Source organism: Rhodococcus sp. Q1, from assembly GCF_004153645.1.
Classification (GTDB): domain Bacteria; phylum Actinomycetota; class Actinomycetes; order Mycobacteriales; family Mycobacteriaceae; genus Rhodococcus; species Rhodococcus gordoniae.
In genome coordinates this window covers 89,181-109,770 of the sequence record NZ_SDMJ01000001.1, presented here as the reverse complement: position 1 = coordinate 109,770, position 20,590 = coordinate 89,181, and the positions used below count along the sequence as shown (strand labels likewise).

Here is a 20,590-nt window from a genome sequence, read left to right as displayed (position 1 = left end):
CACCGGGCCGTCCGGCCCGTGCAGTTATTCCGTACCTTTTCGGGTTTCCACCCAAACCCATAACTACACCGTCCGCAACATTCGCCGTAATGCGGACACGGCCGGACCCCGACTGTGGCGTAGAGCACCCGACACGGGCGACGCCTCCGGACAACGGCTCCCACCAGCGGAAACCGTCGTACGACGGGACCGTCGGCAACCACCGCGTGAACGGGACCTTAACATTGGCGCGTGTTTCGGCCCTTCCTGAACGAACCGACACGCGGGGCCGACGCACCGCGTGTGGACCTCCCGGGCGTCGACCTCGTCCGGTTCGTCGCGGTCGCGGCCGTGCTCTACTCCCACATCGCCTTCTATCTGATCGACGACCTCGGTACGGGCTGGTGGGGCATCGACCTCACGTACGAGGTGCTCGTCGAGGGCGCCGGACTCAATCAGCATCTGTCGTCCGTGGGCGTGACAGCCTTCATGATGCTCACGGGCATGCTCGTCACCCGGTCCGCGATCCGTCAGGACCGGCGGAAGTTCCTGATCGCCCGGGCCGCGCGCCTCCTGCCGGCCTTCTGGGTGTCGATCCTGGCCGCGATCGTGCTCGTGTGGCTGGGCATCAACGGCACCTTCAGCGGCCACACCACCGTGTCCGTCTCCGAGGCGTTCCTGTCCTTCTTCCTCGGCGCGTTCTTCCTGAAACCGCAGGTGATCGTGCTCGGCGTGGTGTGGACGCTCGCCGCGCAGATCTCCTTCTATCTGTGGTGCGTGGCGGGACGGTCGCTGTTGCGGACGGCGCCGGTGGCGGTGCCGATGCTCGGTGCCGTGCTGTGCATGCTCGTGCTCCTCTACAACCTGTACGTGCCCGAGCCGTACACGGTGCCGTTCCTGTCGAAGATCGCGTCGACCCTGCCGACCCTGTTCCTCGGGCAGATCGTGTACTTCGGCTGGGCGGGGCTGATCTCGCTTCGCGCACTGCTGGCGGCGCTGTTCGCGCAGATCGCGACGATCGTGATGGCGACGGACATCAACGTCTACTGGTCGGGCAGCCGCTACCTGTGGACGGTGACGGTGGTCTTCGCAGCGGTCGTGCTGGTCGCGCGGTACGACGGCCGCTTCGCGCGCTCGGCCGTCGTCTCCTGGGTCGCGACCCGCAGCTACTGCATCTACCTGACCCACACGCTCGTGATGTACCGGATCTACGAGAACACCGTGGGCATCGTCGGCACGACCACGGCGATCGCGCTCCTCCTGATCGGCTGCGGTCTCGTCGCCGAAGTGCTGTACCGCGCCGTCGAGGTCCCGGCCGCGCAGTGGATCAAGAACCGCTGGCTGGCGCCGAAGCGGGCCGCCTCCGACGAACGGACCGCCGCTCCGGCACGCGCGTAGCATCGGGTCATGTCCTGGTTCGACGAGATCCTTGCCCGTGCAGGTTCGAAGTCGCAGATGGTGGGGCGCGAGGATGCCCTCCCCGGTCGCGCCGAACCGCTGCCCGTCCCCGAGACCCATTACGTCAACGGCAATCGCATCGTTCCCCCGTTCCCCGAAGGTATGCAGACCGCAGTCGTCGGTATGGGTTGTTTCTGGGGCGCCGAGAAGGAGTTCTGGCAGCTCGACGGTGTCCATTCGACCGCGGCCGGATATGCCGGCGGCTACACGCCCAACCCCACCTACGAGGAGGTGTGCTCCGGCCGGACCGGGCACACCGAGGTGGTGCTCGTCGTCTTCGATCCCAAGGTGATCGGGTACGACCGCATCCTGCAGCAGTTCTGGGAGAACCACGATCCCACCCAGGGCATGCGCCAGGGCAACGACCACGGCACCCAGTACCGTTCGGCGATCTACACCTACGACGAGACGCAGATCGAGGTCGCCGAGGCCACTGCCGAAGCCTTCGGCAAACGCCTCGCGGACGCCGGTTACGGGGAGATCACCACGGAGATCGCACCGCTGACGCAGTTCTACTACGCCGAGGACTATCACCAGCAGTACCTCGCGAAGAACCCCGGCGGGTACTGCCCCGTGCATGCCACCGGAGTGAGCTGCCCGGTGGGTCTCGGCGCCTGACAGTGCCCGACGGTGTCGCGCACCACATCTCCCCTCACATCGTGAGTGTGAGATGTGCTGGCGTTCCTTGAACTTCCTCGAGAGCAGACGCATCCTGGGAAAAGGGATCATTCCAGAGGGGGAAGGGACGGCGTGCCGGTATGACGACCAGAGCGGGGTACCTGCGGCGCACACGGCGAAGTCTGCGCAGGCGGGATCCGCTCGTGCGTCGCACCGACAGGCTCGAGGCACGATGCTTCACCCTGATGGTCGCCGTGATGGCGCTCCTGATCCCCGTCGCGGTGTGGGTGTCGGCCACCATGTGGAGTTCCCAGCTCGAACTCTCCGAGAAGCAGAACGCCGAACGCGTCGCCGTGACGGCAGTCCTCGACGCCGACGCCTCGGGCGATCCCTCCGGCTGGGGTGAGACCGTCAAGATTTCCTCCGCCCCCGCGACCTGGGGATGGGGCGACGAGACGCGTCAGGCCCTCGTGCAGGTCGACAGCCTGGCGACCGCGGGTAGCGAGGTTCCCGTCTGGGTCGATGCGAGTTCCGGGGAATACACGCAGCCCCCGCTGACCACCTCCGCCGCGAAGTTCTCCGCGGTGCTGTCCGGGGTGTCGCTGTGGACGTTCTCGTTCGTCGCCGTGGCCGGACTGTTCGCGCTCGCGCACTGGCGGCTCGAGGTGCGCCGCAGCCGCGAGTGGAGCCGGGACATCGAAGCGTTCCTCGGCTCCACCAGCAGCCACTGAGCAGCCGGAGTCACCGGCCTCGCTACAGGTCCGCGACCGCAGGCATGACCTCGCTCGCCACCAGTTCGAGGTGCTCGAGATCGGCGAGGTCGAGGACCTGTAGGTAGATGCGCTGCGTCCCGGCTTCGGCGAAGGTGCGGATCGTGTCGATCAACTCCTGCGGTGTGCCCGCGAGCCCGTTCTCCCGCAACTCGTCGACCTCTCGGCCGATGCGTGCCGCACGACGGGCGATCTCGTCCTCGTCCCGGCCGCAGCACAGCACGAGTGCGTTCGAGTAGATCAGTTCCTCGGGGTCGCGTCCGGCTTCCCGGCAGGCAGAGCGCACGCGCTCGAACAAGGTCTTCGTCTCGTCCAGCGATGCGAACGGCACGTTGAACTCGTCGGCGTAGCGTGCCGCGAGTGCCGGCGTGCGCTTCTTGCCCGCCCCACCCATGACGATCGGCGGGTGGGGACGCTGATGCGGCTTGGGCAGCGCGGGGGACTGCTCGATCCGCACGTGCTCGCCCTCGTACGAGAAGGTCTCGCCCACCGGCGTGTCCCACAGGCCGGTGATGACGGCGAGGGACTCTTCGAGGCGGTCGAACCGCGTCTTCAGATCGGGGAAGGGGATGCCGTAGGCGAGATGCTCCTCCTCGAACCAGCCGGCTCCGAAGCCGAAGTCCACGCGTCCGCCGCTCATGGCGTCGACCTGCGCGACGGAGATCGCGAGCGGACCGGGATGCCGGAAGGTCGCCGAGGTGACGAGCGTGCCGAGGCGGATCGTCGACGTGTCGCGGGCGAGACCGGCCAGGGTGATCCACGCGTCCGTGGGCCCGGGCAGCCCCTCGACGTTCATGGCGAGGTAGTGGTCGGAGCGGAAGAACGCGCCGTAACCGAGTCGTTCCGCGGTCTGCGCGACGGCGAGGAGATCGTCGTAGGTGGCGCCCTGCTGGGGTTCGGTGAAGATACGCAATTCCATGAACCGATCATTCCAGCGTCGGACGCGACGCGGTGTACCGGTGCGTCGGCCGTCCGCTGTGAGATGTCTCGAGAGTGATTGTCCATGCATGGATAGACCTGTTGATGAACCTGTGGAAACTGTGGATAACTCCAGCGGATGGGGTTGGTGGGGAGCACGGGGCGGGCCCTCAGGTCCCACCCGCAGAACCGGATCGGTACGACCACGCCCACATCGGCTCACGGCGCGTGCCACTATTGAGACGTGAGCTTTTCCGACGTGCCCACCGTGTCGGTCGACCTGGTGCCCGAACCGGGCGATGAGGTCGTCCTCCTCGACGTCCGCGAGGACGACGAATGGGAACTCGGACACGCCCCCGGCGCGCTGCACGTTCCGCTCGCCGACGTGCCCGCCCGCATCGAGGAACTCGACCCCGACGCCGAGATCTACGTGATCTGCAGGCAGGGCGGCCGCTCCCTCGGAGCGGTCGAATACCTGGCCCGCCTCGGGTACGACACCTTCCAGGTGGCGGGCGGCATGGTGGCGTGGCAGAAGCACGGACTTCCGCTCGTCTCCGAGCGCGACGAACCGGCGAAGATCTATTGATGTCGGCCTATCAGATCTGTGTGCGCTGTGAGAATCGCTGGCCCGTGACCTATCAGCCGCGGCAGTGGTGCCCGGCCTGCCGCGGTGTGCTGCTCTCGCCCGTCGCCCCCGACGGATCGGTTCCTCCCTCGCGCCGCAACTTCCGCTGGGTCGCGCGCCCCGCGGGTGGTCTTCCGACCACCGGACAGACGTCGCAGCCCCGCCCGGAGTCCGGGACACCGTCCTACCGCGAGATGCCGCGCTGGGGACTGCTCGATCCGCTCCCGGCCGACGACCACGACGAACCCGGCCGCGCCGACATCGCCGCCGACCTCGCACCCACGCTGCTCGTCGGCACCGCCGTCGTCTTCGGTCTCGCGGCGGTCGCAGAAGCCGTCCGGTACGGGTTGTTGTTGTTCAACCGCACCCGGCTCGTCGACCCACTCGTGCTCGCGGTGTCGGATGCCGCGGTGTGGGCGACCCAGGTCGTCGGTCCGGTCGTGGCACTGGCCGCGGCGGTCGCGTCCGGACTCCGCCTCATCGACCTGCGCCGGCGTGTCTACGCCGAGCGAGGTCTCGCCGACTCGCGTTCGCCGCTGTCCATCCTGGCGGGGCTCGTCGTTCCGGGCCTCAACCTGGCGATGCCCGGTGTCTTCCTGACCGAGATCGCCGACCGCGACCCCCGGTTGCTCCGCGCGATCCGCACCTGGTGGGTGCTGTGGGTGGTCGACGCTGTGCTCGTCGTGGCGCTCCTCGCGTGGCGTCAGCGCGACACGCTGCAGGCCCGCGCCGACGGTGTTCTGTTCACCGCAGTTCTCGCGGTGCTCGGGGCGGTCGTCGCGCTCGCGACCCTGCACGTGCTGCGCCTGTTCGACGACGCCGACCTGTGGGGACGGCCGTTGCGCCGTCGCCGGTTCACCCAGGCGACCGGCCCGGCCGCATCGCCGATCGCACCGATCGTCCCCGCCGCCGTCGCCCGCGAGCGGGAGCAGGTCGAGGCCGACGCTCGGGAAGAGCACGCCGGACCCGCGGAACGAGTCGAGGACGAGGAGCGCGCCGAGGCGGTGGCGCCGTGACCCGCAGTGCGCACCCACGGGTCGTCGCGCATCGCGGTGCGTCGGCCGCGCTCCCGGAACACACGATCGGGGCGTACGAACTCGCGTTGAAGGAAGGCGCCGACGGCGTCGAATGCGACGTGCGGCTCACCCGCGACGGCCACCTGGTGTGTGTGCACGACCGCACGATCGACCGGACGTCGAACGGCACCGGTGTCGTCAGCGAGATGACACTCGACGAACTGGCACAGTTCGATTACGGACGGCCCGGCGAACCTGCCGGCCTGCTCACCCTGCGGCAACTGCTCGAACTCGTCATGGACTTCACGAGCGTCCCGGTGAAGGTCTTCGTCGAGACCAAGCATCCCGTCCGCTACGGCGGCCTCGTCGAGAACACACTGCTCGCCGAGCTCGCACGATTCGGTCTCGCGACTCCGGCCTCCGCCGACTTCTCCCGGGTGGTGGTGATGTCGTTCGCGGCCGGTGCCGTCTGGCGCATCCGCCGCGCCGCGCCGCTGCTGCCCACCGTGCTGCTGGGAGAGACGTCGCGCTACCTGCGGGGGAGCGCCGCCACCACCGTCGGCGCGACCGCCGTGGGACCTTCCATCGCGACATTGCGTGAGCACCGCGACCTCGTCGACCGGGCGGCCCTGTCCGGCCGGGCAACCTACTGCTGGACCGTCGACGACCCCGCCGACGTCGAGTTGTGCCGTGAACTGGGCGTGGGATGGGTCGCCACGAACCACCCGGGCCGCACCAAGCTGCAACTCGACGCCGCGTTCGACCGATGAGCACCCCCACCTCGTCCCGCGACCTCGGCATCGCGATCCGGGTCGCCGTGTAGGTTGACGCCGTGGCCAAGAAGAGCAAGAGAAACAGCGGACCCAAGCCCGGCAGCAATCGCGCCGCGAAGCTCGAGCAGCGCCGGCTCGAGCGGGAAGCGGCGGCCGCCGCGACGTCCCGGCCCTTCGAAGGACTCGCCTTCGAATGCGATCTCGTGGCGCTGCGCGAGTTCGTGCCGTCGGCCCTCGTGGAGCTGCCCGCGGCCGAGGACGGCCGCCGCGTGGTGGGTGCGACCATCCTTCCCGGCGGGGTTGCGGCACTGGTCCGCGAGGAGAACGGTGCGCCGGTCGCGTACGTCGGCCTGCAGCTCGCCGCCGGCTTCGGCCCCGATCCGGCGGGCGAACTGGCCGCGGCCCTGCACTGGGCGCACACGGCCGAGCCGGGATCGTCGCTGCAGGTCGCGAACGTCGACGACGACACCCCGCCGCTGGCGGACCTGATCGACCCGGCGGTCGTGCCGGCGATCACCGTCCACAACGACTTCGACTGGTGGATCCCGGCGGGGGTCGAACCGAGCGCCGAGATCGCCCACACCGTCAAGCACGCGAACGAGGCCGTGCTGCCGTCGGCGCGGCTCGAAGGCGACGGCCTCCGCGGCGCGTGGTGGGTCGATCCGGGCGAGAAGGCGCACCTGCGGTGGGTGCGACCCGAGGACGAGGACGCGCTGATGGCCGCGTTGTCGCGCGTGCATGCGGCGGGTGGCCTGCACCTCGGTGAGGGATCGCGGTTCGCCGGTTCGTTCCGCACCCACGGCCTGCTGGTGCCGGTGTTCGATCTCGACCGCGACAAGCACCCGGACGAGTGGGTCGCCCCGACCATCGAGTTCGGCCGGCGTCTCGACGAGGCCCTGGCCGTGGACGACCCGCTCACCGCCGCCGAGCGACGGTCGCGCGACGGTCTGCGCAGCCGTCAGGTCACCCTGCGCTGACCATCCCTGCGCCGATCTTCCGGCGAGAGCACGAAGGCCACCTCCCGCGGGAGGTGGCCTTCGTCGTTCCGGGTGGGCTGTCCCCGGATGGAGAAACGGTCAGATGGCGCCGCCGGCGGCGAGCGGGGCGTTGTCGCGCGGTTCGTTCGGCTTCGAGTTCAGCTCGCGGGCCACGAAGTCCTCGAGGTTGAAGAGGTTCTCGCCGGCACGATCGGCCACGGTCAGCAGGGTCGTCATCGTCGCGACCTCCTCGACCTGTTCCTGCAGGAACCACTGCATGAACTGCTCGCCGAGATAGTCGCCCTCGTCGCGCGCGGTGCGGGCGAGCTCGACGATCTGATCGGTGACCTTCTTCTCCTGGGTGAGGGCCAATGCGATCGGCTCGCGGGCATCCTCGAACATCGACTGCACCGCGTCGACTCCCGTGAGGTCGACGGCCATGTCGCGGTCCAGGAAGTACTGGACGATCATCATGGCGTGGTTGCGTTCCTCGACGGCCTGCGCGTAGAAGTGCTTCGCCAGCTGCGGGAGATCGGCGTTGTCGTAGAAGACCGCGACGGCGATGTACTGATGCGACGCCGTGAACTCGTGGCGGATCTGGTCGTGCAGCAGCGTGTGGAACTTGGTCTTGGTCATCTCGCCCATCGTTGTCATGATCACGACGTTAATGCAGGTCAACGACCTTTTCATCCAAGCATTGGCTACCCTTGCGCTTCGCAGTGTCGGCTACCCTACGGGAAATTCGGACAGCCTTACCCAAGATCGAGATCTCTTCTCGGGGCCGTGTCAAGGGGCCGGGGCGAGAAGGTCCGGCGGGATCGGATCGCCCTCCGAGATCGCTCCGAAGAACGGTACGGCACGCTCGCGGTCCCACAGCAGGACGTTGCCGATGCCGTAGACGTCGTCGAATCCGCCCACCGGAACGGTGGTGGTGACCGTCTCGCCGCGCATCGCCCACGCCAGTCGTGCGAGGTTCCACAAGTGGTCGCCGTCGTCGACCCGCATCGACCCGGCCGCACCGGACATCAGCGACCACGCCCGGAAGGGGTTCAGGAAGGTGCCGGGGCTCGTCGCCTTGCTCAGCAGCGCCGAGAGGAACAGACGCTGGTTGTTCATCCGGTCCAGATCGGCGAGCGGGGTCGCGCGCGTGCGGACGAAGCCGAGTGCCTGCGGTCCGGTCAGCTCCTGGCATCCTGCTTCGAGCCTGAGCCCGGCGAGGGGATCGTCGATCGGGTAGGGCACGCAGAGGTCGACCCCGCCGACCGCATCGACGATCGACGCGAACCCACCGAAGCCGATCTCGGCGTAGTGGTCGATGTGCACACCGGTCGCGCCCTCCACCGTCTGCACGAGTAGTTGCGGCCCGCCCAGCGCGAAGGATGCGTTGAGTTTGTCCTGACCGAAGCCCGGCACGCTCACGTAGGAGTCGCGGGGCAGGGAAACCATCGTCGTCGCGCCCCCACCGGGCGGGATGTGGACGAGCAGGACGGTGTCGGTGCGGTCGGCCCCGACCTCCCCGCCGGTCGCGAGTTCCTGTTCCTGCTCGGGGGTGAGGCCCACCCGGCTGTCGGAACCGACGAGCAGCCAGTTCGTGCCGGGAGTGTCGCCGACGCGACCGTCGTAGTCGGCCAGCGCGTCGACGCGCGCGAGCTTGCCGTCGAGGTAGATCATGCTCGCGCCCATGGCGACGACGAGCACGACCGCGACGATCGCCAGTCGCCGCAGGATGCGCCGGGCACCGAGCGGACGTCTCGGTGCAGGTCGCGACGGCGGGGCCGCGGGACGTCGAGGGGGAGCGGGCGGGGGTGTGTTCCCACGTGACGGTCGCCGGCGCGGGGCAGATTCGGCGAACCGTTCGGGTCGTTGCGTCGGAGCCCACTCGCGGCGTTGCTGCTGTGGCGGCGGTTGCTGCCGGTCCTGCCGGGGAGTCCGAGCGGGCCGGTAGTTCGGTGCCGGCGCCTGCGACCACGCCTGCGGTGACTGTGGCCGGCCGTCGCGCCGGAGAACCTGGGTGCCTTCGGGAGACGGGGGCACGGCGTCGGGGCGGCGCGGCGGCACACCACCGGAACGATGGGGCGGCACGCCACCGCGAGGTACGGACCGGCCGGGAGGAGGGCCCTGCGGAGGTCGCGGCCGGTTCCGGGGGTCGCGAGGGTCGCCGTTCACCCGGACAACTCTACGGTCAGGGCAGCCAGGAGACGTGGCCCCTCAGTGCTTGGTAGCCGACGAAGGCGACGGTGTCGATGAGAGCGTGGGCGATCACGAGCGGCCACAACCGGCCGGTTCGCTGCCAGTACCGCCCGAACACCAGGCCCATGACCACGTTGCCGAACCCGCCGCCGATGCCCTGGTAGAGGTGATAACTGCCGCGGAGCAGCGCGGAGGCGAGCAGCGACGAGTTCTCCGACCAGCCGAGCTGCCGCAGACGGGTGAGGAGATAGGCGACGACCAGGATCTCCTCCGCACCGGAATTGGCGATCGCCCACAGCACCTCGGTGGGCAGCCGCCACCAGTAGTCCTCGAGCAGGCTCGGCGCGACCGTCAGGTTCAGGCCGGCCGCGCGCGCCACCAGGTACAACACGAGGCCGGGGAGTCCGATCAGCGCGGCCAGACCCACGCCGGGCAGCAGATCGCGCCGCAGGCCGGGCCGGGCGAGACCTGCGAGTCTCGGACCGACGCCGCTGCGCCACAACAGGTACAGACCGAGAGCGCCCCAGGCGAGCAACCGCACGATGCCGAGAAGCTGCCGGGCGAGATCGATGAATCCCTGCGACGAGCGTGGCGTGTTCAGGGCCACCGTCTGATCCGACAGTGGTTCCGGTGCCAGCGCCGCCTCGGCCAGCGACAGGATCGACGAGATTCCGCTCAGGCCGAAGGTGACGAGCAGGACGATGGTGATCTCGATCCACAGCGCGCGGCGCTCGGCAGGGTCGAGGGGCGGCTCGGGGTTGCGGGCGGCGGGCCGCAGCCAGTCGCGGAGGGTCGTCACCGGAGCGATTGTGCCGGACGGTGCGCGGTAGGCGAGTGGGTCGTGCGCGCCATCCTGCTGATGATCGGTACGACCTCTCCGAATCAGCCGCCGACCGGCCGGGTCTTCGGGTCTGCATCGTGGCGGAATACTCAGGCCCGCGGCGGCAGCCCGTTGCGGAAGGGGCAGCCGACCAGCAGGCGCAGTGCGCGGCTCAGGGCCGCGGGGTCGTCGACCGGCTCGTGGAAAGGGATGCGCACGTCGTGGTCGTCGCCTTCGGACTCGACACGCAGGCGCAGGCCGTAACGATCGAGGCCGAGTGGGCGGATCCGTCCGCCGCGATGCGCGGGCGGAATCCGTCGCGCGATCTGCCGCACGATGTCGGCGTGGTCCTGTTCGAGATGTTGGAGCCAGCCGGTCTCGAGCGCTGCGAAGGGGTCGGGAGCAGCGTCGAGGACGTCGGTGACGTCGACGGCTTCGGCGCCGGTGGTGTCGGCGGCGACGATGGAGTCGAGGCTCAGGCACAGCAGTTCGGAGCGGTGTCCGACGTCGAGGAGTTCGGGATGCGGGAGGATCTCGGCGATCTCGGCGGCGAGCCGGCGGGGATGTTCGACCGGACGCAGGGTGCCGCTGAGCCAGATGAGCGACCGCACCGGGTTGCGCAGTGCGATCGGCGAGTGGTCGGTGAGTTCGAGCATCGCGGGGATTCCGGCGTTCCCGGCCTGCCAGGCGAGTGCGACGGGGAGGCTGTCCTCGGCGACGGCGACGGCCACCTGCCCGCCGTCGAGGAGATGGTGGACGAAGGTGGGCAGCGGGGCGCATCCGTCGATCGCGAGCTGGGTCGTGTCGGCCCGGATGAGGGCGGTGCGTACGCGTTCGGCCGTGGTGGGCGCGGGAACGACGGATGTGGTGGTCTGCATGCCGACCCTCCTTCTTCATGTAGGTGAGGCAAACCTAAGTCATTGTGACCGCGGTCGCAAGTGCTCCGTCGGTAGCCTGGACCGGTGCCGATCCCTCTTCCCCTCGGAATGCCGCCGTCCCGCGACGAATCGCGGGGATTGCTCGACGCGTTGCTCACCCGCCGGCACGACACCCTCACCGGCGCTCTCGCCGCGACCGGCCGCATGCTCGCCCCGCCGATCGTCCCGGCTGCCGCCGTCACCGGATCGCCGACCCGCGAGCTCGTCGTCGAACTCGATGCCTCGACCGAACTTCCCTCGCCCGCCGGGTGGCGCCCGATCCGCTATCAGGTCGAGTGTTCGGCCGAGGATCTCGAGGACGTTCTCGCGATCACCGCGCCCGCACCCCTGGTGGTGTACCCGCACGTGTCCGACGCCGCGCTCGCCGACGCTGCCCGCGCGCTCACCGAGGCCGGCCACATCCCGGGCCTGACCGCAGGTCGCGGGGCCGAGGCCGTCGCCGATTTCCTCGCCGTCCTCGCCCACACCGACACGGGCTACGCCGCCCGCGCGACCGGCACCGACGACGTGGTCGCCCTGCTCGCCGCCACCGTCGCGGCGCTGAGCGGTTTCGATGTCCGGGCCGCCCTCGCGACTCCCGACGTGGCCCGGCTCCGGCGGCTCGTCCCCGAGGCGGCCGCCGCGGTGCGGGAGATCCTCCTGGTCGTGGAGGTCGACGAGACCGACGGCGTCGTCCGGGATCTCGAAGCGCTCGATCTCGGCGTGGGCTGATCCGGGTTCACGCGGACTCCACCTCCCGGTCACGGACGGTGCGTAACCTCGTACTCGTGCCACGTATCGCTTATTTCGGACCGTCGGGAACGTTCACCGAGATGGCCCTCGACCGTTTCGAGAGCCTCGGTGCACTCGACGTGCTCGGCGACGAGTCCGCGGACGTCGAACGCGTCGCCGCGGCCAGCCCACCGGCCGCTCTGCAACTCCTGCGCGACCGGCAGGTCGACGGTGCCGTCGTTCCCATCGAGAGCTCGGTGGAGGGCTCGGTGCCGCCCACCATGGACGCCCTGGCGCTCGGGCCGCGCCTGCAGATCGTTGCCGAGGCCGAACTCGACATCGCGTTCACGGTGGTCACCCGCGACGGGATCACGCGCGATCGGGTCCGCACGATCGGCGCCTATCCGGTGGCCGCGGCGCAGGTGCGTCGCTGGATCGAGGACCATCTGCCCGCCGCCGAGGTCGTGACCGCCGCCTCGAATGCGGGAGCGGCCGAGGACGTCGCGTCCGGCAAGGTCGACGCGGCCGTGTCCACCGCACTCGCCGGGCAGCGGCTCGGCCTGTCGGTTCTCGCCGACAAGGTCGCCGACTTCGAGGGCGCCCGCACCCGCTTCGTGCTCGTCACCCGGCCGCGGCCGGTGCCGAAACGCACCGGTGTCGACCGCACCTCGGTCGTGCTGCAGCTGCCCAACGAGCCGGGTTCGCTGGTGCGCGCGATCACCGAGTTCGCCACGCGCGGAATCGATCTGTCCCGCATCGAATCCCGGCCGACCCGCAGGGAATACGGCACCTACTTCTTCCACTTGGACTGTGTGGGCCACATCGACGACGCCCTGGTCGCCGAGGCGTTGCAGGGACTGCACCGCTTCGCGCAGGTGCGGTTCCTCGGATCGTGGCCCGCGGTATCCGAACACGGTGTCCCGCCCGTGTCGGACGACGAGGATGCGCGGTGGCTCGACCGGCTGCGGCGCGGAGAGGACTGACGGTGAGCGGCAGATTGATCCTGGCCCGGCACGGCCAGACGGTGGCGAACGTCGCCCGGAGGCTCGATACCAAGCTTCCCGGAGCGGAGCTCACCGAGCTCGGCGTCGAACAGGCCCGCACGCTCGGGAAGAACCTCGTCGAGCGGACGCCGTCGCTGCTCGTCGCGTCGCAGGCACTGCGGGCCCGGCAGACGGCCGACCATGCGGGAGCGGCGGTGTCGCTGGAGACGAGCGTCCGCGAGGGCGTGCACGAGGTGCAGGTCGGCGAGCTCGAGGACCGCAGCGACGAGGAGTCGCACAAGCTGTTCATGAAGGTCTACGAGGAGTGGCACAACGGCGACCTGCGGGCACGGGTCCCGGGTGGCGAATCGGCGCTCGACGTGCTCGACCGGTATCTGCCCGTCCTCGACTCGCTGCGCAGCGATTATCTCGACGCCGGCTCGGGCGACGTCGTGGTCGTCAGCCACGGTGCCGCCATCCGGCTCGTGGCGGCCTATCTGGGGAAGGTGCCGGCGGGTTTCGCCATCACGAATCACCTGGCCAACACCGAGACGGTCGAGCTGGCGCCTGTGTCCGGCGGGTGGGAATGCGTGCGCTGGGGCTCCTTCCTCGCGCCCTTCCACGACACCGCGCGCGGCGGTGTCGACGATCCGATGGGGTGATACCGCCCACTCTCCGATCGTTCGGGCGCAAAACATACGGGTATCCTCGGGGCGTCCGTGTGAAGTAGCGATCGGTAGGTAGGGGCAGTTCATGGGTGCTTCGAGCGACGGGGCCGACACCCTCACCAACGGTGAGGCGATCCCGGACTGGCGCATCCTCGAACCGATGCAGCTCAGCCCCATCCTCACCGCCGCCCTCGACGCGTTCTACGAGACCGGCTTCCACGGCACGTCGGTGCGGGAGATCGCGCGTCGCGTCGGCGTCACCGTTCCGGCTCTCTACTACCATCACGAGAACAAGGAAGGGCTGCTCATCGCCCTTCTGGAGTTGTCCACGAGCGATGTGCTCTCCCGGGCGCACGCCGCGGCCGAGGACGCCGAGGGCGACCCGGTGCGCAGGCTGTCCAACGTCATCGAGGCGATCGTGCTGCGCATGACGATGCGGGCTCGGCTCGCCGCGCTCGAGGGCGAGGCCCGCTATCTGAGTCCCGAGAACCGCCAGCGCTACCGCGCGGTGCGCAAGGGTGTCGAGCAGCTGGTGCGCCAGATCGTCGAGGAGGGCGTCGCCGCGGATGTGTTCGACGTGGACGATCCCGCCGAGACGACGCGCGCCCTGCTCGGCATGTGCCAGTCGATCCCGCGCTGGTACCACGCGGAGGGCACGCTCGGTCCCGAGGCCGTCGCACAGAAGTACGTGGGTATCGCGCTCAAGACCGTCGGCGCCTGAGACGATCCGGATTCAGCGGCGGTCGAACCAGGTGACCTGTGTGCCGTTGCTGAACTCCTCGCGGGCGGTGACCTCGAAGCGCGTGGGGACGAAGTTGCCCGACAGCGCCGGGATGCCGTCGCCCGCGATCACCGGATAGCTCTTGAAGATCAGCCGGTCGATCTCGTCGACCAGTTGCCCTGCGATGTTGCCGCCACCGCAGAGCCAGATGTCGAGCCCCTCTTCTGCCTTCAGCTTTCGGACCAGCTCGACCGGGTCGGTGTCGACGATCCGAACCTGCGGATCGTCTACCGGCGCGAGAGTTCGGGACACGACGTACTGCTGCATGTGGCTGTACGGGCTCGTGAGTCCCAGCGAGAGGCCGGGTTCGTAGGCGCCGCGCCCCATGATCACCGTGTCCCATTCATTGTTCGGCGCGTCGACCGGCATGCCGACCTGTTCGCGGAGCGCGGTGGGAACGGCTTCCGGATATCTCGCGCTCATCGCCGCCGCCATGTCGTCGCAGATCGGGTAGAAGTCGTACTCCCCGTTCGGGCCTGCGATGTACCCGTCGAGGGTCACTGCCACGTAATAGACGAGCTTTCGCATCTTGACCACCATTCGTAGTACTATGACTGAAGTGGTTCGAAGGTAGTACTACAGATGGAGTGGTGTCAAGTGGTCAGGACGAATCCGGAACGACGAAAGGTCTTGCTGGATGCCTCGATCGAGGTGCTCGCACGCGACGGTGCTCGCGGTCTGACCTTTCGGGCCGTCGACAAGGAGGCCGGGGTACCGGTCGGGACCGCCTCGAACTACTTCGCCAACCGTGACGAGCTGCTCGTCCAGGTGGGGCATCGCTACTACGAGCGGCTCCTGCCCGCCGACGAGGTCATGGCGCAGTCGCAGTCGCCGCAGACCCGCGAATCCATGGTCGAGCTGATGACGGAGGTGGTCGACCGGCTCATCCGGTTCCGCGCCGGCTATCTCGCGCTCCTCGAACTACGCCTCGAAGCGACCCGGCGTCCCGAACTGCAGACCCTGCTCACCGAGCGGGTGCGCGCCGACCTGGATTTCAACATCGCCAACTACCGGCACTCCGGTCTGCCCGGCGGTGAGGACGCCGTCGTGCTGCTCTATCTCGCGTTGAACTGGCTCGTGCTCGACCGGCTCACTCTTCCCGGGATCGTCGACGAGGACCGTGTCGCCGAGTTGGTGCGGGCGGCCGTCGAACGCGTGATCCCCGACGCCTGAAACGATTTCGGTGGATCCGACCCCGCTCGGCGAGGCCGGATCCACCGAAATCGTCGACGGCTCAGCGACGGAAGTTCGCGGTGCGCTTCTCCTGGAAGGCCGTCACGCCCTCGGTGAAGTCGGCGCTGGCGAGCAGGACGAGCTGCCCTTCGCGCTCGCGGGCGAAGGCATTGTCGAGTTCGGTGAGCGTCGCGTCGTTGATCGCGTTCTTCGTCGATGCGAAGGCGGCCGACGAACCGTCGGCGAGCCGCTGCACGAGAGCCTCCACGGCACCGTCGAATTCGTCGTCCGCGTAGACGTCCGCGATGAGCCCGGAAGCCAGGGCCTCCCGGGCCGGGAGTCGCTCGGCCAGCAGGGCCATCCTCAATGCCCGCGCGCGACCGATCGACGCGGCGACGAGCGCGGACGCACCGCCGTCGGGCATCAACCCGATCTTCGTGAACGCGAGCAGGAAGTAGCCCGACTCCTTCGACACGGTGAGATCGCATGCGAGAGCCAGGGATACACCGACGCCGGCTGCTGCCCCGTTGACGGCACCGACGACGGGACGCGGGAACGCGCGGATCGCGGCGGTGACCCGGTTGGCGGCGTCGATCGTCTCGGCGCTGGGGGGAGCGTTCAGATCGCGGCCGGCGATGTCGGCGCCCGAGCAGAACGCGCGATCCGCACCGGTGAGCACCGCGACACGGACGGACGGGTCGCCGGCGTACTTCTCGAAGACCTCGGCGATTGCGTCGAGTGTCTCGGTCTTCACCGCGTTCATCCGCGCGGGCCGGTTCAGGGTGACGCGCAGGACGCCGTCGTCGACGGTGGTGTCGACACCGGGCAGGTCGTCGGTCATGGCTGTGCTCCTAGGGTCGGGACGTCAGGTCGAGCGCGACCTTGCCGGTCGCGGAACGGTTCTCGAGCGAGCGCAGCGCGGCGGGTGCCTCGGCGAGTGGGTGGAGCGTGGGTTCGGGGACGACGAGCGTCCCGTCGCGCAGCAACGGTTCGAGCGCGGCCCACTGCCGCGCCGGATGGTCGGGGGCGGTGCGGAGGTACTCACCCCACCCGGCGCCGACGACCGAAATATTCGCGAGCAGAAGGCGATTGACCTTCACGGTGGGGATGCTGCCGGCGGTGAAACCGAGAACGACGGCACGCCCACCCGGCGCGAGGCTGCGCAGGCTGTCGGTGAACCGGTCGCCGCCGACGGGATCGAGCACGATGTCCGCTCCGCGCCCACCGGTCAGTTCGAGGACGCGGTCCTTGAAATCCTCGGCGAGGACGGTGTGGGTCGCGCGGTTGGCCTTCGCCACCGCGGCCTTCTCCTCGGTGCTCACCACCGCGATCGTCTCGAGTCCGAGTGCCGCCGCGACCTGCAGCGACGCCACCCCGAGACCACCGGCCGCACCGTGGACGAGGACGGTCTCGCCGGCCCGGTGCCGGGCGCGCTCGTCGAGCGCGAAGTGCGCCGTGAAGTAGTTCATGAGCATCCCGGCAGCGGCGGTGAGCGAGACGCTGTCGGGCAGGGGGAACACCAGTTCGCGCGGCAGTGCGACGGTCTGCTGCCACGATCCGGTGAGGGACAGTACGGCGACGCGCTGCCCGGCGACGAGGCCGCTGCCTTCCGGGGCGCTGCGGACGATGCCCGCAGCTTCGGCACCGAGCACGCACGGCAGCGGCCGGACCATCTGGTAGCTGCCGGCCGTCTGCAGCAGATCGGGGAAGGACACACCGGCGGCGTGCAGGTCGACGAGGACGAGCGAATCGCCCGCCTCGGGTTCGGGGATGTCGGTCACGCGGACGGCGTCGGGGCCGGCGTGTTCGATCAATTGCGCTGCGCGCACGGGCGTCTCCTCGACTCGAGTCGTGATCCATCACTATCAGAAGTGCTTAGCGTGCGCTAGCTCTCAGAGATCATTGACCGAGCGTTAAGTCCGTGGTAGAGCTTTTAGCGATCGATAAGTACGCCGCTGGGAACGTCTCCGGCCCGCACGTTGCACTTTCGAAAGGAGCGTCATGACCACCGCTGTCATCGTCGACGTCGTCCGTACCGCCGTCGGCAAGGGCAAGCCGGGCGGCGCCCTGTCCGGCACCCATCCCGTCGAACTCCTCGCCCACGTCCTGCGTTCGCTCGTCGAACGCAACGGCATCGATCCCGCGCAGGTCGACGACGTGATCGGCGGCTGCGTCGCCCAGGCCGGCGAACAATCCCTCAACATCTCGCGCACCGCGCTCCTCGCCGCCGGCTTCCCCGAGTCGGTGCCCGCGACCACCATCGACCGCCAGTGCGGGTCGAGCCAGCAGGCTGCGCACTTCGCCGCACAGGGCGTCATCGCCGGGGCCTACGACATGGTCATCGCGTGCGGTGTCGAGTCCATGAGCCGCATCCCGATGGGCACTGCCACGCTCGGTCAGGACACCCACGGCCCGAGCGTGCGCGCCCGTTATCCCGAGGGACTGGTCAACCAGGGCATCTCGGCCGAACTCATCGCCGCGAAGTGGAAGTTCGACCGCGACGCCCTCGACGCCTACTCCGCGCAGTCGCACCAGCGTGCCGCCGCGGCCTACGAAGCCGGCCGCTTCGACAAGGAGATCGTCCCGATCACCGTCGAGAACGCCGCGGGCGAACAGGTGCAGCACACCGTCGACGAGACGCTGCGTGCCTCCACCACCGCCGAGGGCCTCGCCGGTCTGAAACCGTCGTTCCACACCGAGGAGTACGCGGCCCGGTTCCCCGAGGCGCAGTGGGTCATCACCCCCGGCAACTCCTCGCTGCTCACCGACGGTGCGTCGGCCGCGCTCATCATGAGCGAGGAGCTGGCGAACAGGCTGGGCCTGACCCCGCGCGCCCGCTTCCATTCGTTCTCCGTCGCCGGCGACGACCCGGTCTTCATGCTCACCGCGCCGATCCCCGCGACGCAGAAGGTCCTCGCCCGCGCCGGCCTGGGCATCGACGACATCGACGCCTACGAGGTCAACGAGGCCTTCGCGCCCGTGCCGCTCGCCTGGGCACACGAGCTGGGCGCCGACCCGGCCAAGCTCAACCCGTGGGGCGGCGCCATCGCGCTGGGCCACGCGCTCGGCTCGTCGGGCACCCGCCTGCTGTCCACCCTCGTCAACCACCTCGAGGCCACCGGCGGTCGCTACGGCCTGCAGACCATGTGTGAGGGCGCGGGCATGGCCAACGCCACCATCATCGAACGCCTCTGACCCACAACCACTCTCGAAAGGGTAATCAATGATCATCAACGACAGCGTCGCCGTCGTCACCGGCGGTGCCTCCGGCCTCGGTCTCGCCACCGTCAAGGCACTGCTGAACGACGGGGCCCAGGTCGTCATCATCGACCTGCCGTCCTCGAACGGTGAGACCATCGCCAAGGAGCTCGGCGACCGAGTCCGCTTCGTCGCCGCCGACGTCACCGACGAGGCCGCCGTCACCGAGGCACTCGACGTCGCCGAATCGCTCGGCCCGCTGCGGGTCGCGGTGAACTGCGCCGGTATCGGCAACGCCGTCAAGACCGTGAGCAAGAAGGGTGCCTTCCCGCTCGACGCGTTCAAGAAGGTCGTCGACGTCAACCTGTTCGGCACGTTCAACGTCATCCGTCTCGCTGCCGAGCGCATCGCGAAGACCGAGCCGATCGACGGCGAGCGCGGCGTCATCATCAACACCGCTTCCGTCGCGGCCTTCGACGGCCAGATCGGCCAGGCCGCCTACTCGGCGTCCAAGGGTGGCGTCGTCGGCATGACCCTGCCGATCGCCCGCGACCTCGCGTCGCTGCTCATCCGCGTCGTCACCATCGCGCCGGGCCTGTTCAAGACCCCGCTGCTCGGTTCGCTGCCGGAAGAGGCCCAGGCCTCCCTCGGGCAGCAGGTGCCGCACCCCGCGCGTCTGGGCGACCCGTCCGAGTACGGTTCCCTGGCCGCGCACATCGTGTCGAACCCGATGCTCAACGGCGAGGTCATCCGTCTCGACGGCGCAATCCGCATGGCGCCGCGCTGATCCTGGCACCATCCGTGAGAGGAGGGGGTCGATGACCCGGGCATTCGAGGCCGAGGAATCCGGCACGCCCCGCGCGGACGTACAGTCCGCGGATTGGCGCGAGTTCCAGCCTCTGGGGCTCGACCCCATCCTCGAACACGCGCTGGAAGCGTTCAGCGAGAACGGCTTCCACGGAACCACCGTGCGCGACCTGGCCCGTCGGGTCGGCGTGACGGTGCCTGCGTTGTACTACCACTACGAGAACAAGGAAGCCGTTCTCGTCACGCTGCTCGACGCCGCCGTCCTCGACCTCATCGACCGTGTGTCGGCGGCGGTCGCGGACGGCGGCGACGACCCGGTCGTCCGTTTCGTCAACGCCGTCGAGGCGATCGTGCTGAACATGACCCACCGCGCACAGCGTTCGGGGCTGGATTCCGAAGTGCGCCATATCTCCTCGGAGAACCGCCGAACCTACGCCGCGACCCGCAAGCGTCTCGAGTTGATGATGCTCGACCTGGTGCGCGAGGGTGTGGAACAACGGGTGTTCGATGTCGACGACGTCGACGAGGCCGTGCGAGCACTCCTCGGGATGTTCCAGTCCATCGTCCGCTGGTACCAGCTCGACGGACCCCTCACCCCCGCGCAGATCGCGCAGCGGTACATCGTGATCGCGTTGCGGATCGTGGGTCACCACCCGGCCACCTGAGAATCCTTCGGGAGTTCGGCTCTCGTCGACGGCGGCTACAGCCTGTTCCGGGGCGCCTACGATGATCCGGTGACTCAGGACCGGGTGATCGTCGTCAGTGCCGTCGTTCTCCGCAACGCCGCCGGTGAGGTGCTCACCGTGCGGAAGCGGAACACGTCGCGATTCATGCTGCCCGGAGGCAAGCCCGATCCGGGGGAGACCCCTGCCGAGACCGCCGTTCGCGAATGCGCGGAGGAGATCGGCGCGGTGCTCGACCTCGCGTCGCTGCGTCTCGTCGGTGTCTTCGCCGCGGACGCTGCCAACGAACCCGGCTACCGGCTCGAAGGAACCGTGTACGAGCATCCGCTCGTGGAGGTCGCCGGTGCATCTGCGGAGATCGCGGAGACGCGCTGGCTCGATCCGGCGGCCCTTCCGCTGCCCGGCGATCTCGCGCCACTGCTCGAGCACCACGTCCTCCCTGCCCTCGCGTCCGCCTCCCGGTGACGCCGAAGCTCGGGCACTTCACCACTGTCCGAGCTTTCA

24 protein-coding genes are annotated in these 20,590 nt (G+C 69.1%); 16 read left to right on the top strand and 8 right to left on the bottom strand.

The features are described 5' to 3' along the window. Positions 1–282: 282 nt before the first annotated feature. From EQ874_RS00485 to EQ874_RS00475, 3 genes are all read left to right on the top strand, one after another. Positions 283–1,377 (top strand): acyltransferase, encoded by a 1,095-nt coding sequence (locus tag EQ874_RS00485; RefSeq protein WP_129975893.1) that lies wholly within the window; start codon positions 283–285, stop codon positions 1,375–1,377. 9 nt (positions 1,378–1,386) lie between these two features. Next, positions 1,387–2,055, top strand: coding sequence for a peptide-methionine (S)-S-oxide reductase MsrA (msrA, locus tag EQ874_RS00480; protein ID WP_064065212.1), 669 nt, complete (start codon positions 1,387–1,389; stop codon positions 2,053–2,055). Between the two features lie 203 nt (positions 2,056–2,258). Then, on the top strand, positions 2,259–2,786 hold the full coding sequence (locus tag EQ874_RS00475) for a hypothetical protein (protein ID WP_064065213.1): 528 nt from the start codon (positions 2,259–2,261) through the stop codon (positions 2,784–2,786). 22 nt (positions 2,787–2,808) lie between these two features. On the opposite strand, the gene EQ874_RS00470 is transcribed toward EQ874_RS00475, so the two are convergent. Continuing rightward, positions 2,809–3,744 carry an LLM class F420-dependent oxidoreductase gene (locus tag EQ874_RS00470; protein ID WP_129974908.1) on the bottom strand — a complete coding sequence of 312 codons (936 nt, stop codon included), beginning with the start codon at positions 3,742–3,744 and terminating at the stop codon, positions 2,809–2,811. A gap of 258 nt (positions 3,745–4,002) precedes the next feature. Here EQ874_RS00470 and EQ874_RS00465 point away from each other — a divergent pair, with 258 nt between their 5' ends. The 4 genes from EQ874_RS00465 to EQ874_RS00450 all read left to right on the top strand — a co-directional run bounded on the left by EQ874_RS00465 (position 4,003) and on the right by EQ874_RS00450 (position 7,134). Further along, on the top strand, positions 4,003–4,329 hold the full coding sequence (locus EQ874_RS00465) for a rhodanese-like domain-containing protein (protein WP_016932133.1): 327 nt from the start codon (positions 4,003–4,005) through the stop codon (positions 4,327–4,329). Continuing rightward, positions 4,329–5,384 carry a DUF4328 domain-containing protein gene (locus EQ874_RS00460; protein WP_129974906.1) on the top strand — a complete coding sequence of 352 codons (1,056 nt, stop codon included), beginning with the start codon at positions 4,329–4,331 and terminating at the stop codon, positions 5,382–5,384. The genes EQ874_RS00465 and EQ874_RS00460 overlap by 1 nt, the downstream gene beginning before the upstream one ends. Beyond that, the gene (locus tag EQ874_RS00455; protein WP_016932131.1) at positions 5,381–6,154 is read left to right on the top strand and encodes a glycerophosphodiester phosphodiesterase; all 774 of its coding nucleotides are present in this window, start codon (positions 5,381–5,383) and stop codon (positions 6,152–6,154) included. The genes EQ874_RS00460 and EQ874_RS00455 overlap by 4 nt, the downstream gene beginning before the upstream one ends. Positions 6,155–6,216: 62 nt before the next feature. After that, complete coding sequence (locus EQ874_RS00450) at positions 6,217–7,134, top strand: DUF5926 family protein (protein ID WP_064065216.1); 918 nt, start codon at positions 6,217–6,219, stop codon at positions 7,132–7,134. A 99-nt stretch (positions 7,135–7,233) separates the two neighbouring features. Here the strand turns inward: EQ874_RS00450 and EQ874_RS00445 are convergent, their stop codons facing one another. The 4 genes from EQ874_RS00445 to EQ874_RS00430 form a co-directional block, all read right to left on the bottom strand. Beyond that, on the bottom strand, positions 7,234–7,788 hold the full coding sequence (locus EQ874_RS00445; RefSeq protein WP_037222109.1) for a ferritin: 555 nt from the start codon (positions 7,786–7,788) through the stop codon (positions 7,234–7,236). A 132-nt stretch (positions 7,789–7,920) separates the two neighbouring features. Next, entirely contained in the window at positions 7,921–9,168 is a 1,248-nt protein-coding gene (locus EQ874_RS00440) for an LCP family protein (RefSeq protein WP_232284666.1), read from the bottom strand. Between the two features lie 148 nt (positions 9,169–9,316). Next, entirely contained in the window at positions 9,317–10,123 is an 807-nt protein-coding gene (locus tag EQ874_RS00435) for a CPBP family intramembrane glutamic endopeptidase (RefSeq protein WP_016932127.1), read from the bottom strand. Positions 10,124–10,254: 131 nt separating this feature from the next. Beyond that, complete coding sequence (locus EQ874_RS00430) at positions 10,255–11,022, bottom strand: DUF2470 domain-containing protein (RefSeq protein ID WP_129974904.1); 768 nt, start codon at positions 11,020–11,022, stop codon at positions 10,255–10,257. Positions 11,023–11,106: 84 nt separating this feature from the next. On the opposite strand from EQ874_RS00430, the gene EQ874_RS00425 reads away from it, so the two are divergent. The 4 genes from EQ874_RS00425 (at position 11,107) to EQ874_RS00410 (ending at position 14,165) form a co-directional block, all read left to right on the top strand. Further along, positions 11,107–11,793 (top strand): hypothetical protein, encoded by a 687-nt coding sequence (locus EQ874_RS00425; RefSeq protein ID WP_026002838.1) that lies wholly within the window; start codon positions 11,107–11,109, stop codon positions 11,791–11,793. Between the two features lie 56 nt (positions 11,794–11,849). Next, a complete protein-coding gene (gene pheA, locus EQ874_RS00420; protein WP_016932124.1) occupies positions 11,850–12,776 on the top strand; it encodes a prephenate dehydratase in 927 nt (308 codons plus the stop codon). Positions 12,777–12,778: 2 nt separating this feature from the next. Further along, a complete protein-coding gene (locus EQ874_RS00415; protein ID WP_172506071.1) occupies positions 12,779–13,438 on the top strand; it encodes a histidine phosphatase family protein in 660 nt (219 codons plus the stop codon). A gap of 91 nt (positions 13,439–13,529) precedes the next feature. Beyond that, positions 13,530–14,165: a TetR/AcrR family transcriptional regulator gene (locus EQ874_RS00410; protein WP_016932122.1), complete on the top strand. Its 636-nt coding sequence runs from the start codon at positions 13,530–13,532 to the stop codon at positions 14,163–14,165. Positions 14,166–14,177: 12 nt separating this feature from the next. On the opposite strand, the gene EQ874_RS00405 is transcribed toward EQ874_RS00410, so the two are convergent. Further along, complete coding sequence (locus tag EQ874_RS00405; RefSeq protein WP_129975891.1) at positions 14,178–14,753, bottom strand: dihydrofolate reductase family protein; 576 nt, start codon at positions 14,751–14,753, stop codon at positions 14,178–14,180. A gap of 69 nt (positions 14,754–14,822) precedes the next feature. Here EQ874_RS00405 and EQ874_RS00400 point away from each other — a divergent pair, with 69 nt between their 5' ends. Beyond that, positions 14,823–15,398 carry a TetR/AcrR family transcriptional regulator gene (locus EQ874_RS00400; RefSeq protein ID WP_129974902.1) on the top strand — a complete coding sequence of 192 codons (576 nt, stop codon included), beginning with the start codon at positions 14,823–14,825 and terminating at the stop codon, positions 15,396–15,398. A 61-nt stretch (positions 15,399–15,459) separates the two neighbouring features. On the opposite strand, the gene EQ874_RS00395 is transcribed toward EQ874_RS00400, so the two are convergent. Together EQ874_RS00395 and EQ874_RS00390 are read right to left on the bottom strand one after the other, a co-directional pair. Beyond that, complete coding sequence (locus EQ874_RS00395) at positions 15,460–16,239, bottom strand: enoyl-CoA hydratase (protein ID WP_129974900.1); 780 nt, start codon at positions 16,237–16,239, stop codon at positions 15,460–15,462. Between the two features lie 10 nt (positions 16,240–16,249). Beyond that, complete coding sequence (locus tag EQ874_RS00390; protein ID WP_129974898.1) at positions 16,250–17,227, bottom strand: NADPH:quinone oxidoreductase family protein; 978 nt, start codon at positions 17,225–17,227, stop codon at positions 16,250–16,252. Between the two features lie 172 nt (positions 17,228–17,399). Here EQ874_RS00390 and EQ874_RS00385 point away from each other — a divergent pair, with 172 nt between their 5' ends. The 4 genes from EQ874_RS00385 (at position 17,400) to EQ874_RS00370 (ending at position 20,551) form a co-directional block, all read left to right on the top strand. Further along, the gene (locus tag EQ874_RS00385) at positions 17,400–18,593 is read left to right on the top strand and encodes a thiolase family protein (protein WP_129974896.1); all 1,194 of its coding nucleotides are present in this window, start codon (positions 17,400–17,402) and stop codon (positions 18,591–18,593) included. Between the two features lie 28 nt (positions 18,594–18,621). After that, the gene (locus tag EQ874_RS00380; RefSeq protein WP_016932116.1) at positions 18,622–19,383 is read left to right on the top strand and encodes a 3-hydroxyacyl-CoA dehydrogenase; all 762 of its coding nucleotides are present in this window, start codon (positions 18,622–18,624) and stop codon (positions 19,381–19,383) included. Positions 19,384–19,414: 31 nt separating this feature from the next. Continuing rightward, positions 19,415–20,068, top strand: coding sequence for a TetR/AcrR family transcriptional regulator (locus EQ874_RS00375; protein ID WP_129974894.1), 654 nt, complete (start codon positions 19,415–19,417; stop codon positions 20,066–20,068). Positions 20,069–20,137: 69 nt separating this feature from the next. After that, positions 20,138–20,551, top strand: coding sequence for an NUDIX domain-containing protein (locus tag EQ874_RS00370; protein WP_037222743.1), 414 nt, complete (start codon positions 20,138–20,140; stop codon positions 20,549–20,551). The last annotated feature ends 39 nt before the right edge of the window (positions 20,552–20,590 follow it).